Here is an 18,024-nt window from a genome sequence, read left to right as displayed (position 1 = left end):
CGCCCCTCGCGGGCCCACTCTTATGCCCGGCCACCCCGGGCCAGGCGAGCCCTCATTATAGGCAGGCGCGTCGAAGCGCCTGCCGGTGACGCGCACGCCGTGACGCGCACGTCTTGTGCCCACCGGGATGCCGACTACGGCGCTTACTGTGGCGCCAACTACGGTGCCAACTGCTGTGCCAACTTGCGGTGCCAACTGCGTGCCCATAGCTCGGGCCGCCGCAAGAAACGCCTACAATACCGGTTTCATCCCATCCGATTCAGGAGTTTTCCCATGTCTATCGTGACCACCGCATCCGGCCTCAAGTACGAGGACCTGACCGAAGGCACCGGCGCCGAGGCCACGGCCGGCCAGACCGTCAGCGTGCACTACACCGGCTGGCTGACGGACGGCCAGAAGTTCGATTCGAGCAAGGACCGCAACGACCCGTTCGCCTTCGTGCTGGGCGGCGGCATGGTCATCAAGGGCTGGGACGAAGGCGTGCAGGGCATGAAGGTGGGCGGCGTGCGCAAGCTCACGATCCCGCCGCAACTCGGCTACGGCGTGCGCGGCGCAGGCGGCGTGATTCCGCCGAACGCCACGCTCGTGTTCGAAGTGGAACTGCTCGAGGTCTGAGCGCAGCCTCTGCGCAAGACGCTGCTGCCCGCCCGCTGCCGCCCATGAATCCGCATCACCATGCCCCCGTCACCGCGCCCGGCGTCGAATTGCGCCGCTACGGCGCGATCGAGGAAACCGATCTGCACGATTTTCACCAGATCGTGCTCGGGCTCGACGGTGCGATGGAGATGACCGTGGACGGCGTGGGCGAGCGTATCGACTGCTGCTCCGCCTGGCTGATTCCGGCCGGCGCGCGGCACGACTATGCGGGCATCGGCGAGAACCGGCAGTTGGTGCTCGACCTGCCGGCTGCCTCGCTCGCCGTGCCCGAACGGCTCTTCGACGCCGCGCGCGCCGTTCCCATCGATCCCGCGCTCACCGGGCTCGTGCGGCAGATCGCGCAGCGCGCGGCGCAGACAGCAGCGTCGCCCGACAGCGGCGACGGGCGCGCGCGGCGCTTCCATTGGGACGCTTCGGCGCGCCTGTGCGCCGCGGTGATCGCGCAAACAGGCATTGCCGGCGGCGCCGCGTTCGACGCGGCCGCGGGCCTCGACTTCGCGCGCATCGACCGCTGGCTGCGCACGCATCTGGCCGAGCCGCTGCGCATGGCCGATCTCGCCGCGCACTGCGGCTTCGGCATGCGGCGCTTTCATCAGCTTTTTGTGGAGGCGTTCGGCGAAACGCCGCACCGCTACCTGCAGCGGCTGCGGCTCGACACGGCGCTCACGCTGCTCGCCGATCCGCGCCGCTCGCTGATCGACGTGGCGCTGGAGGTGGGCTTCGGCGATCAAAGCGCGTTCACGCATGCCTTCACGCGGCGCTTCGGGCTCGCACCGGGGCAGTGGCGCACGCTGCCGCAGTAGCGCCTCAATGGCGGCCTCAGTAGCGCCTCAATAAGGTCGCAGCCCGCGCTACTCGAAGCGCCACTCCCATTCGACTTCGGCCCCCACGGCCACGCGCTTGCCCTTGCCCGCCACGACCACGGCGTTCTGCCCGAACGTGAGGCCGCCGTCCACGCGCGGGTCGGCACGAAAGCCCACCATCGTGTCGAGCGGCTCCGTGGGCCATTGCGTGTCGCGCTCCCCCGTCTGCTGATCGATCGTCGTGATCGGGCAGCGCGCGCATGGCTTCGCGAAGCGCAGCACCACGGCGCCGCTTTCGATCGACATCGTTTCGATGAAGTCTTCGTCGAAGGCGCCCTCGCCGTCCACGACGATGTTCGGGCGGAAACGGCTCATCGGCACGGGCGTCGCGCCCTTTTGCGCAAGGCGCGCGTTCAGGTCGGCCAGCGAGGCCTCGCTCGTCACGAGCAGCGGGAAACCGTCGGCGAACTGCGTGGGCACGTCCTCGTCGTTCGTCCACTTCTTGCTGGACAGACGCGTGACGTCGGGCGCGAAACGCACGAGCCGCACCGGCACGCCCAGCGCCTGCGAGAACCATCGCGCCGCCGCGTCGCCCTCGTCGAGGGCTTCGAACGTGTCCTTCCAGACCGTCGCGGTCACGCGGTGCGCATCGCTACCCGGCTCGAACGGCAGCGTGAGCGGGGTCGGCATGCCCGCCATGGCAAGCTCCACACCGCCTTCGACGAACGCCGGCACGATGCGCGCCATCGCCGCCTGCTCGCGCTGCGACACGAAGCGCCCGGTCTCGTCCACCACCATCCAGTGGCGGTCCCACTTCAGGCCCTCGGCTTCGAGTTGCGCCTCGCCAAGCGCAATGGCACCGCACGATTTGACGGGATAAACGAACAACGCACGAATGATGGGCATGGCAGCTAACCTCGGCAATGAACGAAAACGGGCCGCTACACGCGGCCCGCAGCACTTGTGACGCAGTGCGAACGAAACGAAGCGGCGCGATCAGGCCTTCGCGTCCAGCCCGCGCGCGAGGTCGTTGCGGATGTCCTGCACGTTCTCGAGGCCGACGGCGAGACGAATCAGGCCCTCGGTGATGCCCGCCGCCGCGCGCGCTTCCGGCGTGATGCGGCCGTGCGTGGTGGTGGCCGGATGCGTGATCGTGGTGCGCGTGTCGCCCAGGTTGCCGGTGATCGAGCAGACCTTCGTGTTGTCGATCACGCGCCAGGCGTTCTCGCGCTGCTGCTCGGGCGTGTCGCCCTTCAGTTCGAACGAGACGATGGCGCCGCCCGCCTTCTGCTGGCGCTTCGCGAGCGCATATTGCGGATGCGATTCGAGGCCCGGATAGAACACGCGGCCCACGGCCGGATGCGCTTCGAGCCAGCGCGCGATTTCGAGCGCGTTGGCCGACTGCTTTTCCACGCGCAGCGAGAGCGTTTCCATGCCCTTGAGCAGCACCCACGCATTGAAGGCGGAAAGCGTGGGGCCCGCGCTGCGCACGAACGGGAACACCTTCTCCATGATGAACTGCTTCGAGCCCACCAGCGCGCCGCCCAGCACACGGCCCTGGCCGTCCAGGAACTTGGTGGCCGAATGCATCACCACGTCCGCGCCGAACTTGAGCGGCTGCTGCAGCGCCGGACTGCAGAAGCAGTTGTCCACCACGAAGAGCGCGCCCGCCGCCCTGGCGATCTTGCTGATTGCTTCGATGTCCGATACTTCGGTCAGCGGGTTCGAGGGCGTTTCGAGGAAGAACATCTTCGTTTCGGGGCGCACGGCGTTCTTCCACGCATCGAGATCGGTGGGATCGACGAAGGTGGTCGTGATGCCGAACTTGCTGAAGATCTGCGAGAACATGCCGAGCGTGGAGCCGAAGATGCTCTGCGAGCTCACGATATGGTCGCCCGCCTGCAACGCCGACATCACCACCGACATGATCGCGGCCATGCCCGAAGCCGTCGCCATGCACGCCTCGCCGCCTTCGAGCGCGGCCAGCCGGTCCTGGAACATCGTCACGGTGGGGTTCGTGAAGCGCGCGTAGGTGTAGCCGGTTTCGGAGTGCCTGAAACGCTCGGCCGCTTCGGCGGCGCTCGAAAAGCAGAAGCTCGAGGTGAGGTAGAGCGCTTCCGAATGTTCGTTGAACTCGCTGCGCAGGGTGCCCGAGCGCACGGCGAGGGTGTCGAAGTTTAAGGTGTCGTCCATGTTCGTGTTGTTTCCCATTCGAATGTCTTCGGGCCGCAAGACCGTCAGGCGCAAAAAAGCCCGCTTTGCGTCGGCAGAAGCGGGCTTTGGGTATTCGGGGCAGCAGCGGGGCATCGGATATCGAACTGGCTGACGACCTGTTCGCGATGCCTTTCGCTTTAGCTGTTTTGGGTTGCCCCGCGTCCGCAAGCTGAGATCAAATCGACGCAAGCCCTCATCCTAACACGGGAAACGCGCAAGTGCCGCGCCTCCCGTCGCGCGCGGCTTATTCGACCGACAACTGCAGGTGCAATTGCGAGCGCGCCGCGCCGCCCTCCAGCGCTTCGCTCGCGGCATCGCGGTCCGACTGCGCCTGCGGCGCGAGGCGGGCGGTCTCGATCTTGTCGAGGTAGGCGCTCGTGATGTCGCCGGTGATGTAGTCGCCGTCGAAGCACGAGGCTTCGAACTGCTTGAGCTCCGGATTGATGTCGCGCACCGCCTGCTTGAGCGCTTCGACGTCCTGATACACGAGGTGGTCCGCACCGATGATGCGCGCCACTTCCTCGTCCGTGCGGCCGTGCGCGACGAGCTCGCCGCGCGTGGGCATGTCGATGCCGTAGACGTTCGGGTACTTCACGGGCGGCGCCGCCGAAGCGAAGATCACCTTGGTCGCGCCCGCGTCGCGCGCCATCTGCACGATTTCGTGGGAGGTGGTGCCGCGCACGATCGAATCGTCGATGATCAGCACGTTCTTGCCCTTGAACTCGATGCCCATGGCGTTGAGCTTCTGGCGCACCGACTTCTTGCGCATCGCCTGGCCCGGCATGATGAAGGTGCGGCCCACGTAGCGGTTCTTGAAGAAGCCCTCGCGGTATTCCACGCCCAGCTTCTTCGCCACCTGCATGGCCGCGGGGCGCGACGAATCGGGAATCGGCATGACCACGTCGATCCTCACGTCGGGCAGTTCGCGCCGGACCTTCTCGGCGAGATAGTCGCCCATGCGCAGACGCACGTTGTACACGGGCACGCCGTCGAGCACCGAATCCGGACGCGCGAGGTACACGAGTTCGAAGATGCAGGGGTTCAGGCTCGGCGTTGCCGAACACTGCTGCGAGTGGAAGTTGCCCTCGAAGTCGACGAACACGGCTTCGCCCGGCGCCACGTCACGCACGAACTCAAAGCCGATGCCTTCGAGCGCCACCGATTCCGACGCCACCATCCACTCCGTGCCTTCCGGCGTTTCCAGCTTGCCGATGCACAGCGGGCGGATGCCGAACGGGTCGCGGAACGCGAGCAGGCCGTAGCCGGCGATCAGCGAGACGATGGCGTACGAGCCGCGCACGCGCTTGTGCACGCCCGAAACGGCCTTGAAGAGCGCCGCCGGATCGAGCTCGAGGCCGGAGCTGGCCGTCTGCAGTTCGTGCGCGAGCACGTTGAGCAGGACTTCCGTGTCGGAATTGGTGTTCACGTGCCGGCGATCGACGCGGAACATCTCTTCCTTGAGCTGCTGCCAGTTCGTGAGATTGCCGTTATGGGCGAGGATCAGGCCGAACGGCGCGTTCACGTAGAACGGCTGGGCCTCCTCTTCGCTCGACGCCGAGCCGGCCGTCGGATAGCGCACCTGGCCGATGCCGCTCGTGCCCGGCAGGCTGCGCATGTTGCGCGTGCGGAACACGTCGCGCACCATGCCGTTGGCTTTGTGCATGTGGAAGGTGCTGCCATCCGCGGTGGCAATGCCGGCCGCGTCCTGGCCGCGGTGCTGCAGGAGCAGCAGCGCGTCATAAAGAAGCTGGTTGACGGGAGAGCGGGAAACTACGCCTACGATGCCACACATGGCAGGTCCTTCAAAGAAGCGAGAATCGGTAGCAGCGGCGGGCGGCCGGAGCCGGGCCTGCGCCGCGCGGGCAGGCTGCTTGCGCTTTGTCTGCGCTAGATGCGAACGTAGCTCGCGAGCGTTTCGGGCAGCAGCGGTTTCAGTTCGTGCACGCCCTGCTCGGCATAAGGCCGCAGCAGCGCATTGCGCCAGAAGTCCTGCTGGGGCAGCTCGGTCAGTCCGCCGAGGACGACGAGAATCAGCACCAGCACGACGCCTCGCACGAGGCCGAACATCAAACCGAGCGACCGGTCCACGCCGGACAGTCCGCTCACCTGCACGAGGCGCCCCAGCAGGGCATTCGCCACGCCCGCCACCAGCACCACGCCAATCACGATCAGCGCAAAGGCGATCAGCCACTGCGTCAGGGCCCCGCCCGGCCAGTGCGCCGGAATCCACGGCACCACGCGTTCCACATAGCGGCATGCCACGAGAAACGCGGCCACCCACCCTATCAATCCGAAGATTTCGCCGATGAATCCGCGCCACGCCCCGCGCAGCGCCGATAAACCGATCACCGCCATTACAGCGTAGTCGAATGCAGTGAACATCGGCGGCTTATTCCGCTGCTCCGTTCGACCCCGACATCAAACCGGCGCCGCGCACCTTCGCAATCGCTTCCGAAGCCGCCGCGCGATCCGGGAACGGCCCCGCGCGCAGGAGCGTGCGCGTCGAGCCGTCGGGCTGCTTGCGCTGTTCGGTATATGCGGGTACGCCGGCCGCTTTCAACTTCGTCACCCAGTTGCGCGCGGCCGAATCGTTCGCAAACGAGCCCAGTTGCACCGCGAAACGTGCGCCGGGAGGCGTGGCCGGCGAGCCGCCGTTGCCCGCGTTGCCGTTGCCCGAATCGGTCTCCTGGTTCGAAGCCGCCGGGGTCGTCGCCGAAGGCGCGGCCGGCCTGGCCGCGGTTTTGGGGGCGGTGCTCGCCTGGGCGGTCTGCGTGTTCTGCGAGGTCTTGCTGGAGGCGGTGGCCTGGCTCTGCGCCGGAGCGGCGCTCTTCGAGGGTGTGGCCGCCGTGTTGGCGTTCTGGGCTGTCTGGGTGGTCGGCGCCGAGGCGGCGGCAGCCGTTGCTGCGAGCCCCGATGCACCGGGGTTGTCCGGCGCGACGCCGGCCTGGGTGTCGTCCGCGTCGTCGCGAGCCGCGTTCTTGTCGTCGGCCGTGGCCGGGCGGCTCGGAATGTCGATCGCGATGTCGTCGGTCACGGGTTTCGGGTGCGAATCGAGCACCATCGGCAGGATCACGATAGCCGCCACCACGAGGGCGATCGCGCCGACGAGCCGCCGGCGCGCGCGCTGCTTTTCGGGCAGCGTGGGATCGAGCAGCATCGCTTCGGCATCGCCCGACCGGTCCGGCCGGCGGCTGCGCCGCTCCACGCGCGTGTTCTGGCTGCTACGCCGGCCCGAGCCGGCTTCGGCGCCGCGCCGTCGGGGCGCCGCTTCGTCTTTCTTGCCGAACGAGAAAATTCCCATGTATGGCTGCTTTTGGCCCGCTTTGGCCTGGTGTCTGCGTGGCTTGGTAGCGCCCAGCTGCCCAACAAGTGCCGTGCGATCAGATCAGTGCTGCCGCGACTTTCGCCAGGCCATCACGCCGGCAACGGTCACGAAACTACCGAAAACGACAATTCTATCATTTTCGGATGCGCGTTTTAGCGCATCTTGAAATGCCGCCGCGGGCGATTCGTAGCCCGTCACGCTGCTGTCCGGGCCGTCTTCCACCCCGGCTTCGCGCAGCACCGCTTCGAGTTGTTGCGCCGATGCCGCACGCGGTCCGGGCAGGTCGGTCACGCACCAGTGATCGATCTCGCCCTTCAGATGCTGGATCACACCGGCAATGTCCTTGTCGCGCATCGCGCCGAACACGGCGTAGGTGTACGGAAAATAGCCCATGCCGCCCAGATTCTGCCCCAGCACGGCCGCGGCATGCGGGTTGTGGCCCACGTCGAGGACCACCGCGGGCTTGCCCGGCAGCACCTGGAAGCGGCCCGGCAGTTCGACGTTGGCGAGGCCGAGACGAATGTCCTGCGCCGAGACCGGCAAGCGGTCGCGCATCGCCTCGAGCGCGGCAAGCGCCGCCGAGGTGTTGATCAGCTGGTTGGCCCCGCGCAGCGCCGGATAGGCCAGCGACGAACGGCGCAGCGTGCGGCCCACGTAGTTCCACTGCTGGCGCTCGCTGCCGGCCTGGCCTTCATAGCGGAAATCGCGGCCGAAGAGCCACAGATCGGCGCCGATCGCTTCGGCATGATCGATCAGCGATTGCGGCGGCAGCGGATCGGCGCAGATGGCGGGCTTGCCAGGGCGGAAGATGCCGGCCTTTTCGAAGGCGATCTTCTCGCGCGTGTCGCCGAGGTACTCGGTGTGGTCGATGTCGATGCTCGTGATGATCGCGCAGTCGGTATCGAGCACGTTCACGGCATCCAGACGCCCGCCGAGCCCCACCTCCAGGACCACCGCATCGAGCCCGCGCGAGGCGAACAGATGCATGATCGCGAGCGTCGTGAATTCGAAGTACGTGAGCGAAACGGGTTGCGGCAGCGAAAGACGCGCGGCTTCCACGGCTTCGAAGTGCGGCAGCAGATCCGCGTCGCTCGCCTGCTGGCCGTCGAGGCGCGCGCGCTCGTTGAACGACAGCAGGTGCGGCGACGTATGGCAGCCCACGTGATAGCCGGCTTTGAGCAGGATCGTTTCGAGAATCGCGCAGGTCGAGCCCTTCCCGTTCGTGCCGCCCACCGTGAAGATCGGACAGTCGAACTTTAGCTGCAACGCCTCTTTGACTTGCCGTATCCGGTTGAGCCCCATGTCGATGCCGACCGGATGCGCAGTTTCGAGGTGCGTGAGCCACGCATCGAGGGTGGGAAAGGTACTCATCGGATATCGCTTGCAATGCGGGCAGCTGCCGCTTCGGACGGCGGCGCATCGGGCCCGCTGGAAAAAACGGCATTATCCCGGAAATGACAACGCGCCGCTTGCTTTCGCTTGCGGCGCGCGGGGGAATCGCCGGGTTGCCGGAGCCTGCGACACGGTGCCGCAGGCACTCCCGGCTTGCGGGCCGGGCCGGGCCAGGCCGAGCGTCAGGCCACGGCGTCGGCGGGCTGGCGCGACAGAATGGCCATCAGTTGCGCGAGTTCTTCGCGCAGCTTGCGGCGGTCCACGATCATGTCGATCGCGCCCTTCTGCATCAGGAATTCCGAACGCTGGAAGCCTTCCGGCAGCTTTTCGCGCACGGTCTGCTCGATCACGCGCGGGCCGGCAAAGCCGATCAGCGCCTTCGGCTCGGCAATCACCACGTCGCCGAGGAACGCGAAGCTGGCCGAAACGCCGCCCATGGTCGGGTCGGTCAGCACGGAGATGAACGGAAGCTTCGCATCGGCGAGCTTCGTGAGCATGGCCGTGGTCTTGGCCATCTGCATGAGCGACAGCAGGCTTTCCTGCATCCGCGCGCCGCCCGAGGCCGTAAAGCAGATGAACGGCACCTGCTGCTCCAGCGCATTCTGCGCGCCGCGCGCAAAGCGCTCGCCCACCACCGAGCCCATCGAGCCGCCCATGAACGCGAACTCGAAGCACGCCACCACCACCGGCAGCGTGTGGATCGCGCCGCCCATCACCACCATGGCGTCGGTTTCGCCGGTTTCGTCCATCGCCTCTTTCAGGCGATCCGGGTACTTGCGGCTGTCCTTGAACTTGAGGGCATCGACCGGCACGATTTCCTGGCCGATCTCGTAGCGGCCTTCCGGGTCCAGCAGCCCGTCCAGGCGCTCGCGCGCGCCAATGCGCATGTGGTGATCGCACTTCGGGCAAACGTGCAGGTTCGCCTCGACGTCGTTGCGGTACAGCACCGCCTCGCACGAGGGGCACTTGATCCACAGACCTTCCGGAATGCTCTTGCGGCTTTTCGGATCGGTTTGCTTGATCTTGGGCGGCAGCAGTTTATCGAGCCAGCTCATTGAGTTTCCTTCCTTGATTCGTGATGCGCGGCGCGGACGAGCCGGGTTCCGACCCCGACCGCGCATGGCGAAAAATGGATTTTACCGCAGGTCCGGCAACTCGCTTAACGCTCTTGACGATTACCGCCCGCAACGCCGTCGATCGCGTCTCGAATGCCCGCGACGAACTGCCTGAGCGTTTCGGCGGCTTCCTGCGGCGGCGCCTGCTCCAGCAACTGCACGATACGGCTGCCGATCACGACGGCATCGCTCACGGCGGCCACGGCGGCGGCCGTCTGCGCGTCGCGGATGCCGAAGCCCACGCCCACCGGCAGCGGCACGTGCGCCCGGATCGCCGGGATTTTACTCGTGATGCTCGCGACGTCCAGATTCGCGGCGCCCGTCACGCCCTTGAGCGAGACGTAATAGACATACCCGCTCGCCACGCGGCCGACTTCGGCAATGCGCGCTTCGGTCGAAGTGGGCGCGATGAGGAAGATCGGATCGATACCCGACGATTGCATCTTTTCGGCGAAGTTGACGCACTCTTCGGGCGGGTAGTCCACCACAAGCACGCCGTCCACGCCGACTTCCTTCGCCGCCGCGGCGAATGCCTCGGCGCCCATGCGCTCGATGGGGTTCGCGTAGCCCATCAGCACCACGGGTGTTGTCCGGTCGGTTTCGCGAAAGCGCTTCACGTCGGCCAGCACGCTCTTGAGCGTGACGCCCTTCGCGAGCGCGCGCTCGGACGACTGCTGGATCACGGGGCCGTCGGCCATCGGGTCCGAGAACGGCACGCCCAGTTCGATCACGTCCGCGCCGCAGGCAGCGAGCGCGTGCATGAATTCGACCGTGCGCGCCGGATCGGGATCGCCGGCGGTCATGAACGGGATAAGGCCTTTCTTGCGCTGGGCGGCCAGCGCGTCGAACGTGTTCTTGATACGGGACATTTCAGGGTCCTCTGCTTCAAAGGGTTACTGCGCGGCAAATCGCGTCCGGCAGCGGCGGCGGCGCATCAGGCGCCTGCCGCAGCGGGCTGCACGGCGGACGCGGAAGCCGCGGCGGCCGAAGCAGCCGCTGCCGCGCTCACGCGTTCGCGCGCGATCGCGCAGTAACTTTCGTTGATTTCATAGCCGACGAATTCGCGCTTCTGGCGTGCGCAGGCGACTGCCGTGGTGCCGCTGCCCATGAACGGGTCCAGCACGCGGCCGCCCGGCGGGCAGCTCGCGAGCACCATGCGCTCGACGATCTCAAGCGGCTTCTGGGTGGGATGATCCACGCGCTCCGCGTGCTGGCGATGCAGCCGCGAAACCGACCAGACGTCCTTGGGGTTGTAGCCGAGCTCCAGCCACCTGCTGCCTTCGAATATTTTCCGCGAACGCGCCTTCTTCGTGACGGCATCGTAAGGGATGCGGACGGGATCGAGATCGAAGTAGTAATTCCTCGACACCGCGAAGAAACCGATGTTGTCGTGCACCGAGGTGAATCGGCGCGTCGTGCCGCCCATGCTCGGCACGCGCCGGTCCCAGACGATCTCGTTGATCATCGTGAGCTTCGTCTTGAGGAAGACGAAGATTTCCGGCGCGTACTGCCAGGTGCAGAACACGTAGAGCGAACCGCTCGGCTTGAGCTTGGGGATGGCCAGCTCGAGCCATTCATAGGTCCAGGCGAGAAAATCTTCGCCCGAACGCATGTCGGAGTCGTTGCCGTAGTCCTTGCCGAGCCCATAGGGCGGGTCGGCGACGATCAGGTCGATCGAGGCATCGGGCAGGTTCGCCGCATCGGTCAGGAAATCGCGGTTCAGGAGCCGGATGGCATCCGGCACGACCGGCAGCGCTCCGGCCAGCGGCGGCGCGGCGGAGGTCTCCGCGGCAACCGTACCGGTCAGGGCGCCCTCGGGCGCGGGAACTTGCGGCTCGTCGAACTCGTCGCGCATCGCTTGCGTCTCTTCCCGCGCCTAGAACTGGATGCCCGATCGCTCGGCGACCGTGTGCATATCCTTGTCGCCCCGGCCCGACAGATTCACCAGCAGAATCTTGTCCTTGGGCAAGGTCGGCGCGAGCCTGGCCGCATACGCCAGCGCGTGGCTCGATTCAAGCGCGGGAATGATGCCTTCGATGCGGCAGCAATCGTGGAACGCCTGCAGCGCTTCCTCGTCGTCGACGGTCACGTACTGCGCGCGGCCGCTGTCCTTGAGCCACGCGTGCTCGGGGCCCACGCCCGGATAGTCGAGGCCGGCCGAAACCGAATGCGTCTCGATAATCTGGCCGTTTTCGTCCTGCAGCAGATAGGTGCGGTTGCCGTGCAGCACCCCCGGCGTGCCGGCCGCGAGCGAGGCCGCGTGACGGCCCGTTTCCAGGCCGTCGCCGGCCGGCTCCACGCCGATCAACTGCACCGAAGTGTCGTCGATATACGGGTAAAAGATGCCCATCGCGTTCGATCCGCCGCCTACGCACGCAATCACGGCATCCGGCTGGCGCCCCGTCATTTCGGGCATCTGCACGCGGCATTCGTCGCCGATCACGCGCTGGAAGTCGCGCACCATCATCGGGTACGGGTGCGGGCCCGCCACGGTGCCGATGATGTAGAAGGTGTTTTCGACGTTGGTGACCCAGTCGCGCATGGCTTCGTTGAGCGCGTCCTTGAGGGTGCGCGAACCCGACTCCACGGGAACGACGGTCGCGCCCAGCAGCTTCATGCGGTAGACGTTCGCGGCCTGGCGGCGCACGTCCTCGGCGCCCATGTAGACCACGCACTCCATGCCGAAGCGCGCCGCGATCGTGGCGGTGGCCACGCCGTGCTGGCCCGCGCCCGTTTCGGCGATCACGCGCGGCTTGCCCATGCGCTTTGCGAGCAGCGCCTGGCCGATCACGTTGTTCACCTTGTGGGCGCCGGTGTGGTTCAGGTCTTCGCGCTTGAGATAAATCTGCGCGCCGCCCACCTTCTCGCTCCAGCGCTGGGCATGGTAAATCGGCGACGGACGGCCGACAAAATGCTTCAACTCGCGCCGATATTCGGCGACGAAGTCGGGATCGTCCTTGAATTTCGCGTAGGCGTCGCGCAGTTCGTCGATCGCCTGCATGAGGGTTTCGGCTGCGAACACGCCGCCGTATGGGCCGAAATGGCCACGTTCATCGGGTAAGTTGTACATAAGTCACTCGCTCGGCCGGCGTGGTGCTCCCGCATTGCGCGAAGCCCTGCCAGCCCAAGGGGGTTGCCCCCGGATTATCCCGCGTCCGCTTCGCGCACTGCGCGCACGAACGCCGCCATGCGGGCGTGATCCTTCACGCCCTTCGCGCCCGGCGCCTCGATGCCACTGGAGACATCGACCGCGAACGGACGCACCTGGCGGATCGCATCACTGACGTTTTGCGCGTTCAAGCCACCACTCAAAACGGCCCGACGCGCGAGCCCTGCGGGGATAAGTGACCAATCGAAAACCTTCCCGCCGCCGCCGTACCCTTCGACATGCGTGTCGAACAGGAGGCCGCTGGCTGATGAATAACTGTTGGCCGATTCTATCAAATCGCCCTGCCGAGTATCGGCCGCCACGCGCAGTGCGCGCAACCAGGGCAAACCGGCAACGGCGGCGAGCGATTCGCACTGCGCCGGCGTTTCGTCGCCATGGAACTGCAAAAGCGTGAGCGAAACGTTGCTCGCCACTTCGCCGATCCACTGCGGCGTCGCGTTCACGAAGAGGCCCACCACCGAAACGAACGGCGGAATGTCGTGCGTGAGTTCGACCGCCTGCGCCACACTCACCGCGCGCGCGCTGGGCGGATAGAACACGAGGCCGATCGCGTCGGCGCCGAGGTCGATGGCATGGGCAACCGCTTCGGGCGTCGAGAGCCCGCACAGCTTGATGCGCGTGCGGTGCTGGGTGGCGATGGGATCGGCTGCGTTCATGGCAGATAAAGGTGACTTGTGCGAAGTAACGGCGAATTCGTTGCGCGTCAGCCGGCGCCGCCGGACCAGATCTGGCTCCACGGCACGCTGGCCGTATGCGGGCCCGGTACCCGGAACTCGTCAGGATAGCCTACCTCGGCGAGATACAGGCCGTCGGGCATGAACGTGGGCGCGGCCTTCGTGCGGTCGAGGCCCGCCAGCACCTCGGCCATCCACGCCGCCGGGTAGCGCCCGCGCCCCACCGCCACGAGGCACCCCATCAGGTTGCGGACCATGTGGTGCAGGAACGCGTTGGCCCGGAAGCGGAAGTGGATGAAGTCGCCCTGCGGCCGGATGTCGATCTGATGGAGATGCTTGACCGGCGTTTTCGACTGGCACTCCGACGAGCGGAACGCCGAAAAATCGTGCTCGCCGATCAGGCACGCGGCAGCCTCGCGCATCGCATCCACGTCGAGCGGCGTGTGGATCCAGCCCGCGCGGCCCGAGAGCATGGGCGAGCGCACCGGATTCACGTACAGCGCATAGAAATAGGTGCGTTCGAAGGCCGAAAAGCGCGCGTGGAAGGTCTCCGGCATGGGCTCGGCCCATTGCACGGCCACCGTGGACGGCAAAAACGCGTTCGTGCCGCGCACCCACGAAAACGGCGTGCGGTCGAGGCCAGTGTCGAAATGCACGACCTGGCCCAGACCGTGGACACCCGTGTCCGTGCGGCCCGCGACCACGGTCTGCAGCGGCACACAGGCGAATTCGCGCAGCGCGCGCTCGAGCGCGTCCTGCACGGTCTTGCCGTGCGGCTGCGATTGCCAGCCGCAGAACGCGGCGCCGTCGTACTGGATGCCTAGCGCGATACGCATGGGATCTGGCGCGCTCCGCTCAGGAGAGCGGCGCGAGCGTCGAGAGCAACGCCTGCGCGTCGGCGCGCGTGCCGTGATCGTTCGATTCGATCACCTCGTTGATGAGCGAGCGCGCACCCGAAAGATCGCCCAGCGCGATGTATTCGTGCGCGAGTTCGAGCTTGTTGCGGGCGATGCGTGCGAGTTGCTCCGGCGTGAAAACGGGCAGCGGCTCGGCCGAATCGGGCGGCAGGTTCAGGTCGAAGTCGAGTGTCAGCGCGCCGAACCGCGGCGCACCGAGGCCCGCGATGGCGCCCGGACCCGCGGTGCCCGCTTCGATGGCTTCGCCGGCCGGCGGCGCGGGCGGATCGAAGAACGGCACGGCCTGGGCTGCCGTCGTTTCCGGCGAGTTCACCGGTTCCGTGGAAAGCGGCGCGTGCGAGGCGGCCGGCTCTGCTGCTGGATCGGCAACCCGGGGGGGCAGCGACATGTCGATACCGCCGAGGGCGCTTACGGCATCTTGCGGGAACTCGGGCGGTACGGCTGCGTAATTCATGCCTTCTGCGGCAACTGCGGGCGATGCGGGTTCTGCGAAAGGCGGGGCTTCGGGCTGCGCGGTTTCAGGTTGCGGCGCATGGGCCGGTTCGCCGGGCAGGTGCAGTTCCGGGGCCGGGGCCGTGTATGGGGTGCCAAGGTCCAGCGTGGGCAGGTCGGGCTCGGCGACATGCGGGGGCGGCGCAGGTTCGGCGGCAGGCTCTTGCACGGGTTCGTGCGTCGGCTCTTGCGCGGGTTCGTGCTGCGGCTCTTGCGCAGATTCGTGCTGCGGCTCTTGCGCAGGTTCGTGCGTCGGCTCTTGCGCTGCCTCGGGCAAGTCCGGCTCTGCCGCGCGCACCAACTCTTCCGCTTCGCCTAAGGGCGGCTGCACCCCGAAGCCCTCCGGCGGCAACGCCGATGCGCCCAGTTCGGCGGCAGCGGCAAAGCCGGCGGCTTCGCTGGCGTCCGCGAGCGTTTCCGGTTCGCCGGGCTCCACGCCGTGCGTGGGCGTGGGGAAGTCATGCGCCGCGTGGTCCGTATGCGGCGCCTCGGGACTGGCCTGCTGCGGCGCCTCTTCTACAGCTTCGAAGGGCGCGGGCGGCAACGCTTCGCCACCGAGCGACGCGGCAGCCGAAAGACTGGCGGCGTCGGTGGCGTGATCGATGGTTTCGTCGAGTTGCGGCAGTTCAGGCGTGAGCTCTGCCTGCGGCGCGGCCGGCGCAATGCCTGTCTCGCGCGGGGTTTCGGCGGGGGCTGCGGGAACGCCAGCGGCAACAGCCGCTGCGGGCACCTCCGCCGTTTTCATTACCGGCGGCTCGACAGCACCGCCCGCGACCGGCGAGTCCGGCACGGTCGGCGGCACGTCATCGGCCGTCTCCACGGGCTTCTTACGCTTGCGCGTCAGCAAACGCACGATCAGCAGGAGGACCACCACGCCGATCGCCGCCACAACGCCCAGCAGCACCGGCGAGAGTTCCGGCTGCGCAGCGCCCGGTGCCGGGCTTGCCGCACCCACGGCAGCATTCGGCGCGGGGCCGCCATTGGCAGGCGCGCCGCTGCTCGCGGCCGCAGGCTGCGCGGGCTTGCCGATGCCGTGCTTCTGCAACGCCATCAAGACGCGGTTCTTGAGCGCCAGGAGTTGCTGGAGGCTCGACACGGGAACGGCCGCCTGCGGCGACGACGCTTGCGCGAGCGCCGCCCCGGAAGCCGCGCTGGCCGGAGCAGCTTCGATCGAGCCGCTCCAGACATGCGTATCGCTCGCGCCGCTGGCCGCGGCCGGCTGGCTCGCAGCCGTACTGGCCGAAGCGCCCGACGCCGCCATTGCAGCACCTTGCGCTGCCGATGCGGCGGCCGCCGCGCTGGCTGTCGCGCCCGTTGCTGCGCTGGCGGCCGCAGCGGATACCGCGCTAGCCGGGGCGGCCGCGGCGGCCGCGGAGGCGCTGGCACCTGCCGCAGCAACGGCCGGCGCGCTGGCGGGAACCGCTGGAGCCGCGGCAGCCGGCGCACTCGCGGAAGCGCCGCCAGTCGCGCTGGTGGCGCCTGCCGAGGCAGCCTCAGGCGCCGAAGCCGCCGTCACGCCGGAAGCGCCGGCCACCACGCCCGGCACACCCGGAACATTCAGCACCGAGCCGATCTTCAGCCGGCTGGGATCGTGTCTGGCAAACGCGCCGGGGTTGGCATCGAACAGCGCCTGGCTCACGTTCGCGAGCAGGCCCTTGTCGTGGGACTGGGTGAGGTCCACGGCGATGTCGTGGATGGACTCCCCTGGATGAACCGGGTACTGGCCGACAATGGGTGCGGCAGGCGCAGCAGCCGAAGCCGCTGTCGCCGCCGCTGCCGACGATGCAGCCGGCACCGCACTCGCCGCCGCCGCGGCGCTGCCGCCTTGCGCGCCGGCCACGCCGCTCAGTGCAAAAAACACCGCCGCTGCCGCGGCGCGGGCTGCCCGCCGCTTCATGGCGACGGAAACAGAATCAAATCGAACAATCATCAGATGCCCTGGCATACCGCTCGCGCGGCTGTCGACGAATCAGATACAGGTAGTGCGTAACCGCCGCTGTGCGGCATGGAACCGGAGTCAACGCCCGAGCGCTGACTCCAGCCGACGAAAATAAAAAAGCGCCGCGGCTGGCGCGGCGCTTTTCCATCGTCTCTACGCGTCATTAGCCGCGTAGTTTAAATGATTCACTTGTCGAGCAGAATGCGCAGCATGCGGCGCAGCGGCTCGGCGGCACCCCACAGCAGCTGGTCGCCCACCGTGAACGCCGACAGATACTCGCCGCCCATCGCGAGCTTGCGCACGCGGCCCACCGGCACCGTGAGCGTGCCCGTCACCCTGGCCGGCGAAAGCTCGTGCATCGAAACTTCGCGCTGGTTCGGCACGACCTTCACCCAGTCGTTGGCCGAAGCGAGGATGCCGTCGATCTCGTCGAGCGGCACGTCCTTCCTGAGCTTGATCGTGAGCGCCTGCGAGTGGCAGCGCATCGCGCCGATGCGCACGCACAGGCCGTCCACCGGAATCGAGCCCGGCTGGCCCATGGCCGGCTTGCCGAGAATCTTGTTGGTTTCGGCGCCGCCCTTCCACTCTTCCTTCGACATGCCGTTGCCGAGATCCTTGTCGATCCACGGAATCAGCGAGCCCGCGAGCGGCACGCCGAAGTGCTGCGTCGGCATGGCTTCGCTGTTCATGGCGGCGAGCACCTTGCGGTCGATGTCGAGAATCGCCGACGAAGGATTGGCCAGATCGTCCTTCACCGCACCGTTGAGCGTGCCCATCTGCGCGAGCAGCTCGCGCATGTTCTGCGCGCCGGCGCCCGAAGCGGCCTGATAGGTCATGGCCGTCATCCAGTCCACGAGGTTTTCGCGGAACAGGCCGCCGAGCGCCATCAGCATCAGGCTCACCGTGCAGTTGCCGCCGATGAAATCCTTTTGGCCCTTGACGAGCGCGTCCTTGATGACGTCCAGGTTGACCGGGTCGAGGATGATGACCGCATCGTCCTTCATGCGCAGCGCCGAAGCCGCGTCGATCCAGTAGCCCTTCCAGCCCGCCGCGCGCAGCTTCGGATACACGTCATTCGTGTAGTCGCCGCCCTGGCAGGTGATGACGATGTCGCACTTCTTGAGCTCGTCGACGCTGTTGGCGTCCTTGAGCCGAGTCTCGTTTTTGGCGAACGACGGTGCCGCGCCGCCTGCATTGCTGGTGCTGAAAAACACCGGCTCGATCAGGTCGAAATCACGTTCTTCCTGCATGCGCTGCATCAGCACGCTGCCGACCATGCCGCGCCAACCTACGAGACCTACGTTCATGACTTACCCTTGAAATGGAC

General features: G+C 67.1%; 16 protein-coding genes. 2 read left to right on the top strand and 14 right to left on the bottom strand.

Translation table 11 applies throughout. From position 1 onward, the window contains the following. Window positions 1-273: 273 nt before the first annotated feature. Window positions 274-615, top strand: coding sequence for an FKBP-type peptidyl-prolyl cis-trans isomerase (locus BFE01S_RS00175; protein WP_028223844.1), 342 nt, complete (start codon window positions 274-276; stop codon window positions 613-615). Between the two features lie 44 nt (window positions 616-659). Further along, window positions 660-1,460: an AraC family transcriptional regulator gene (locus tag BFE01S_RS00170; protein WP_042336901.1), complete on the top strand. Its 801-nt coding sequence runs from the start codon at window positions 660-662 to the stop codon at window positions 1,458-1,460. 48 nt (window positions 1,461-1,508) lie between these two features. On the opposite strand, the gene BFE01S_RS00165 is transcribed toward BFE01S_RS00170, so the two are convergent. From BFE01S_RS00165 to asd, 14 genes are all read right to left on the bottom strand, one after another. Beyond that, entirely contained in the window at window positions 1,509-2,366 is an 858-nt protein-coding gene (locus tag BFE01S_RS00165) for an MOSC domain-containing protein (RefSeq protein WP_028223842.1), read from the bottom strand. Window positions 2,367-2,456: 90 nt separating this feature from the next. Further along, window positions 2,457-3,653, bottom strand: a complete 1,197-nt coding sequence (locus BFE01S_RS00160; RefSeq protein ID WP_028223841.1) for an O-succinylhomoserine sulfhydrylase — start codon at window positions 3,651-3,653, stop codon at window positions 2,457-2,459. 265 nt (window positions 3,654-3,918) lie between these two features. Continuing rightward, complete coding sequence (gene purF / locus BFE01S_RS00155; protein WP_028223840.1) at window positions 3,919-5,466, bottom strand: amidophosphoribosyltransferase; 1,548 nt, start codon at window positions 5,464-5,466, stop codon at window positions 3,919-3,921. 95 nt (window positions 5,467-5,561) lie between these two features. Beyond that, on the bottom strand, window positions 5,562-6,056 hold the full coding sequence (locus BFE01S_RS00150; protein WP_028223839.1) for a CvpA family protein: 495 nt from the start codon (window positions 6,054-6,056) through the stop codon (window positions 5,562-5,564). 7 nt (window positions 6,057-6,063) lie between these two features. Further along, on the bottom strand, window positions 6,064-6,975 hold the full coding sequence (locus tag BFE01S_RS00145; RefSeq protein WP_028223838.1) for an SPOR domain-containing protein: 912 nt from the start codon (window positions 6,973-6,975) through the stop codon (window positions 6,064-6,066). Window positions 6,976-7,059: 84 nt separating this feature from the next. Further along, window positions 7,060-8,370 carry a bifunctional tetrahydrofolate synthase/dihydrofolate synthase gene (gene folC / locus BFE01S_RS00140; RefSeq protein WP_028223837.1) on the bottom strand — a complete coding sequence of 437 codons (1,311 nt, stop codon included), beginning with the start codon at window positions 8,368-8,370 and terminating at the stop codon, window positions 7,060-7,062. A gap of 203 nt (window positions 8,371-8,573) precedes the next feature. Continuing rightward, window positions 8,574-9,446 carry an acetyl-CoA carboxylase, carboxyltransferase subunit beta gene (gene accD, locus BFE01S_RS00135; RefSeq protein ID WP_028223836.1) on the bottom strand — a complete coding sequence of 291 codons (873 nt, stop codon included), beginning with the start codon at window positions 9,444-9,446 and terminating at the stop codon, window positions 8,574-8,576. Window positions 9,447-9,550: 104 nt separating this feature from the next. Beyond that, window positions 9,551-10,375 carry a tryptophan synthase subunit alpha gene (gene trpA / locus BFE01S_RS00130; RefSeq protein ID WP_028223835.1) on the bottom strand — a complete coding sequence of 275 codons (825 nt, stop codon included), beginning with the start codon at window positions 10,373-10,375 and terminating at the stop codon, window positions 9,551-9,553. A 65-nt stretch (window positions 10,376-10,440) separates the two neighbouring features. Next, window positions 10,441-11,361: a DNA-methyltransferase gene (locus tag BFE01S_RS00125; RefSeq protein WP_028223834.1), complete on the bottom strand. Its 921-nt coding sequence runs from the start codon at window positions 11,359-11,361 to the stop codon at window positions 10,441-10,443. Between the two features lie 21 nt (window positions 11,362-11,382). Continuing rightward, window positions 11,383-12,576 carry a tryptophan synthase subunit beta gene (gene trpB, locus BFE01S_RS00120; protein WP_028223833.1) on the bottom strand — a complete coding sequence of 398 codons (1,194 nt, stop codon included), beginning with the start codon at window positions 12,574-12,576 and terminating at the stop codon, window positions 11,383-11,385. Between the two features lie 74 nt (window positions 12,577-12,650). Then, window positions 12,651-13,331, bottom strand: a complete 681-nt coding sequence (locus BFE01S_RS00115) for a phosphoribosylanthranilate isomerase (protein ID WP_028223832.1) — start codon at window positions 13,329-13,331, stop codon at window positions 12,651-12,653. A 47-nt stretch (window positions 13,332-13,378) separates the two neighbouring features. Beyond that, window positions 13,379-14,185, bottom strand: a complete 807-nt coding sequence (gene truA / locus BFE01S_RS00110; protein WP_028223831.1) for a tRNA pseudouridine(38-40) synthase TruA — start codon at window positions 14,183-14,185, stop codon at window positions 13,379-13,381. Between the two features lie 19 nt (window positions 14,186-14,204). Next, window positions 14,205-16,619: a FimV/HubP family polar landmark protein gene (locus BFE01S_RS00105; RefSeq protein ID WP_156966853.1), complete on the bottom strand. Its 2,415-nt coding sequence runs from the start codon at window positions 16,617-16,619 to the stop codon at window positions 14,205-14,207. Between the two features lie 263 nt (window positions 16,620-16,882). Beyond that, entirely contained in the window at window positions 16,883-18,004 is a 1,122-nt protein-coding gene (asd, locus tag BFE01S_RS00100; protein WP_028223829.1) for an aspartate-semialdehyde dehydrogenase, read from the bottom strand. Window positions 18,005-18,024: the final 20 nt, after the last annotated feature.

Origin of the sequence: Paraburkholderia ferrariae NBRC 106233 (genome assembly GCF_000685035.1) — a bacterium.
Classification (GTDB): Bacteria; Pseudomonadota; Gammaproteobacteria; order Burkholderiales; family Burkholderiaceae; genus Paraburkholderia; species Paraburkholderia ferrariae.
This window is presented reverse-complemented; position numbering and strand designations above follow the sequence as displayed.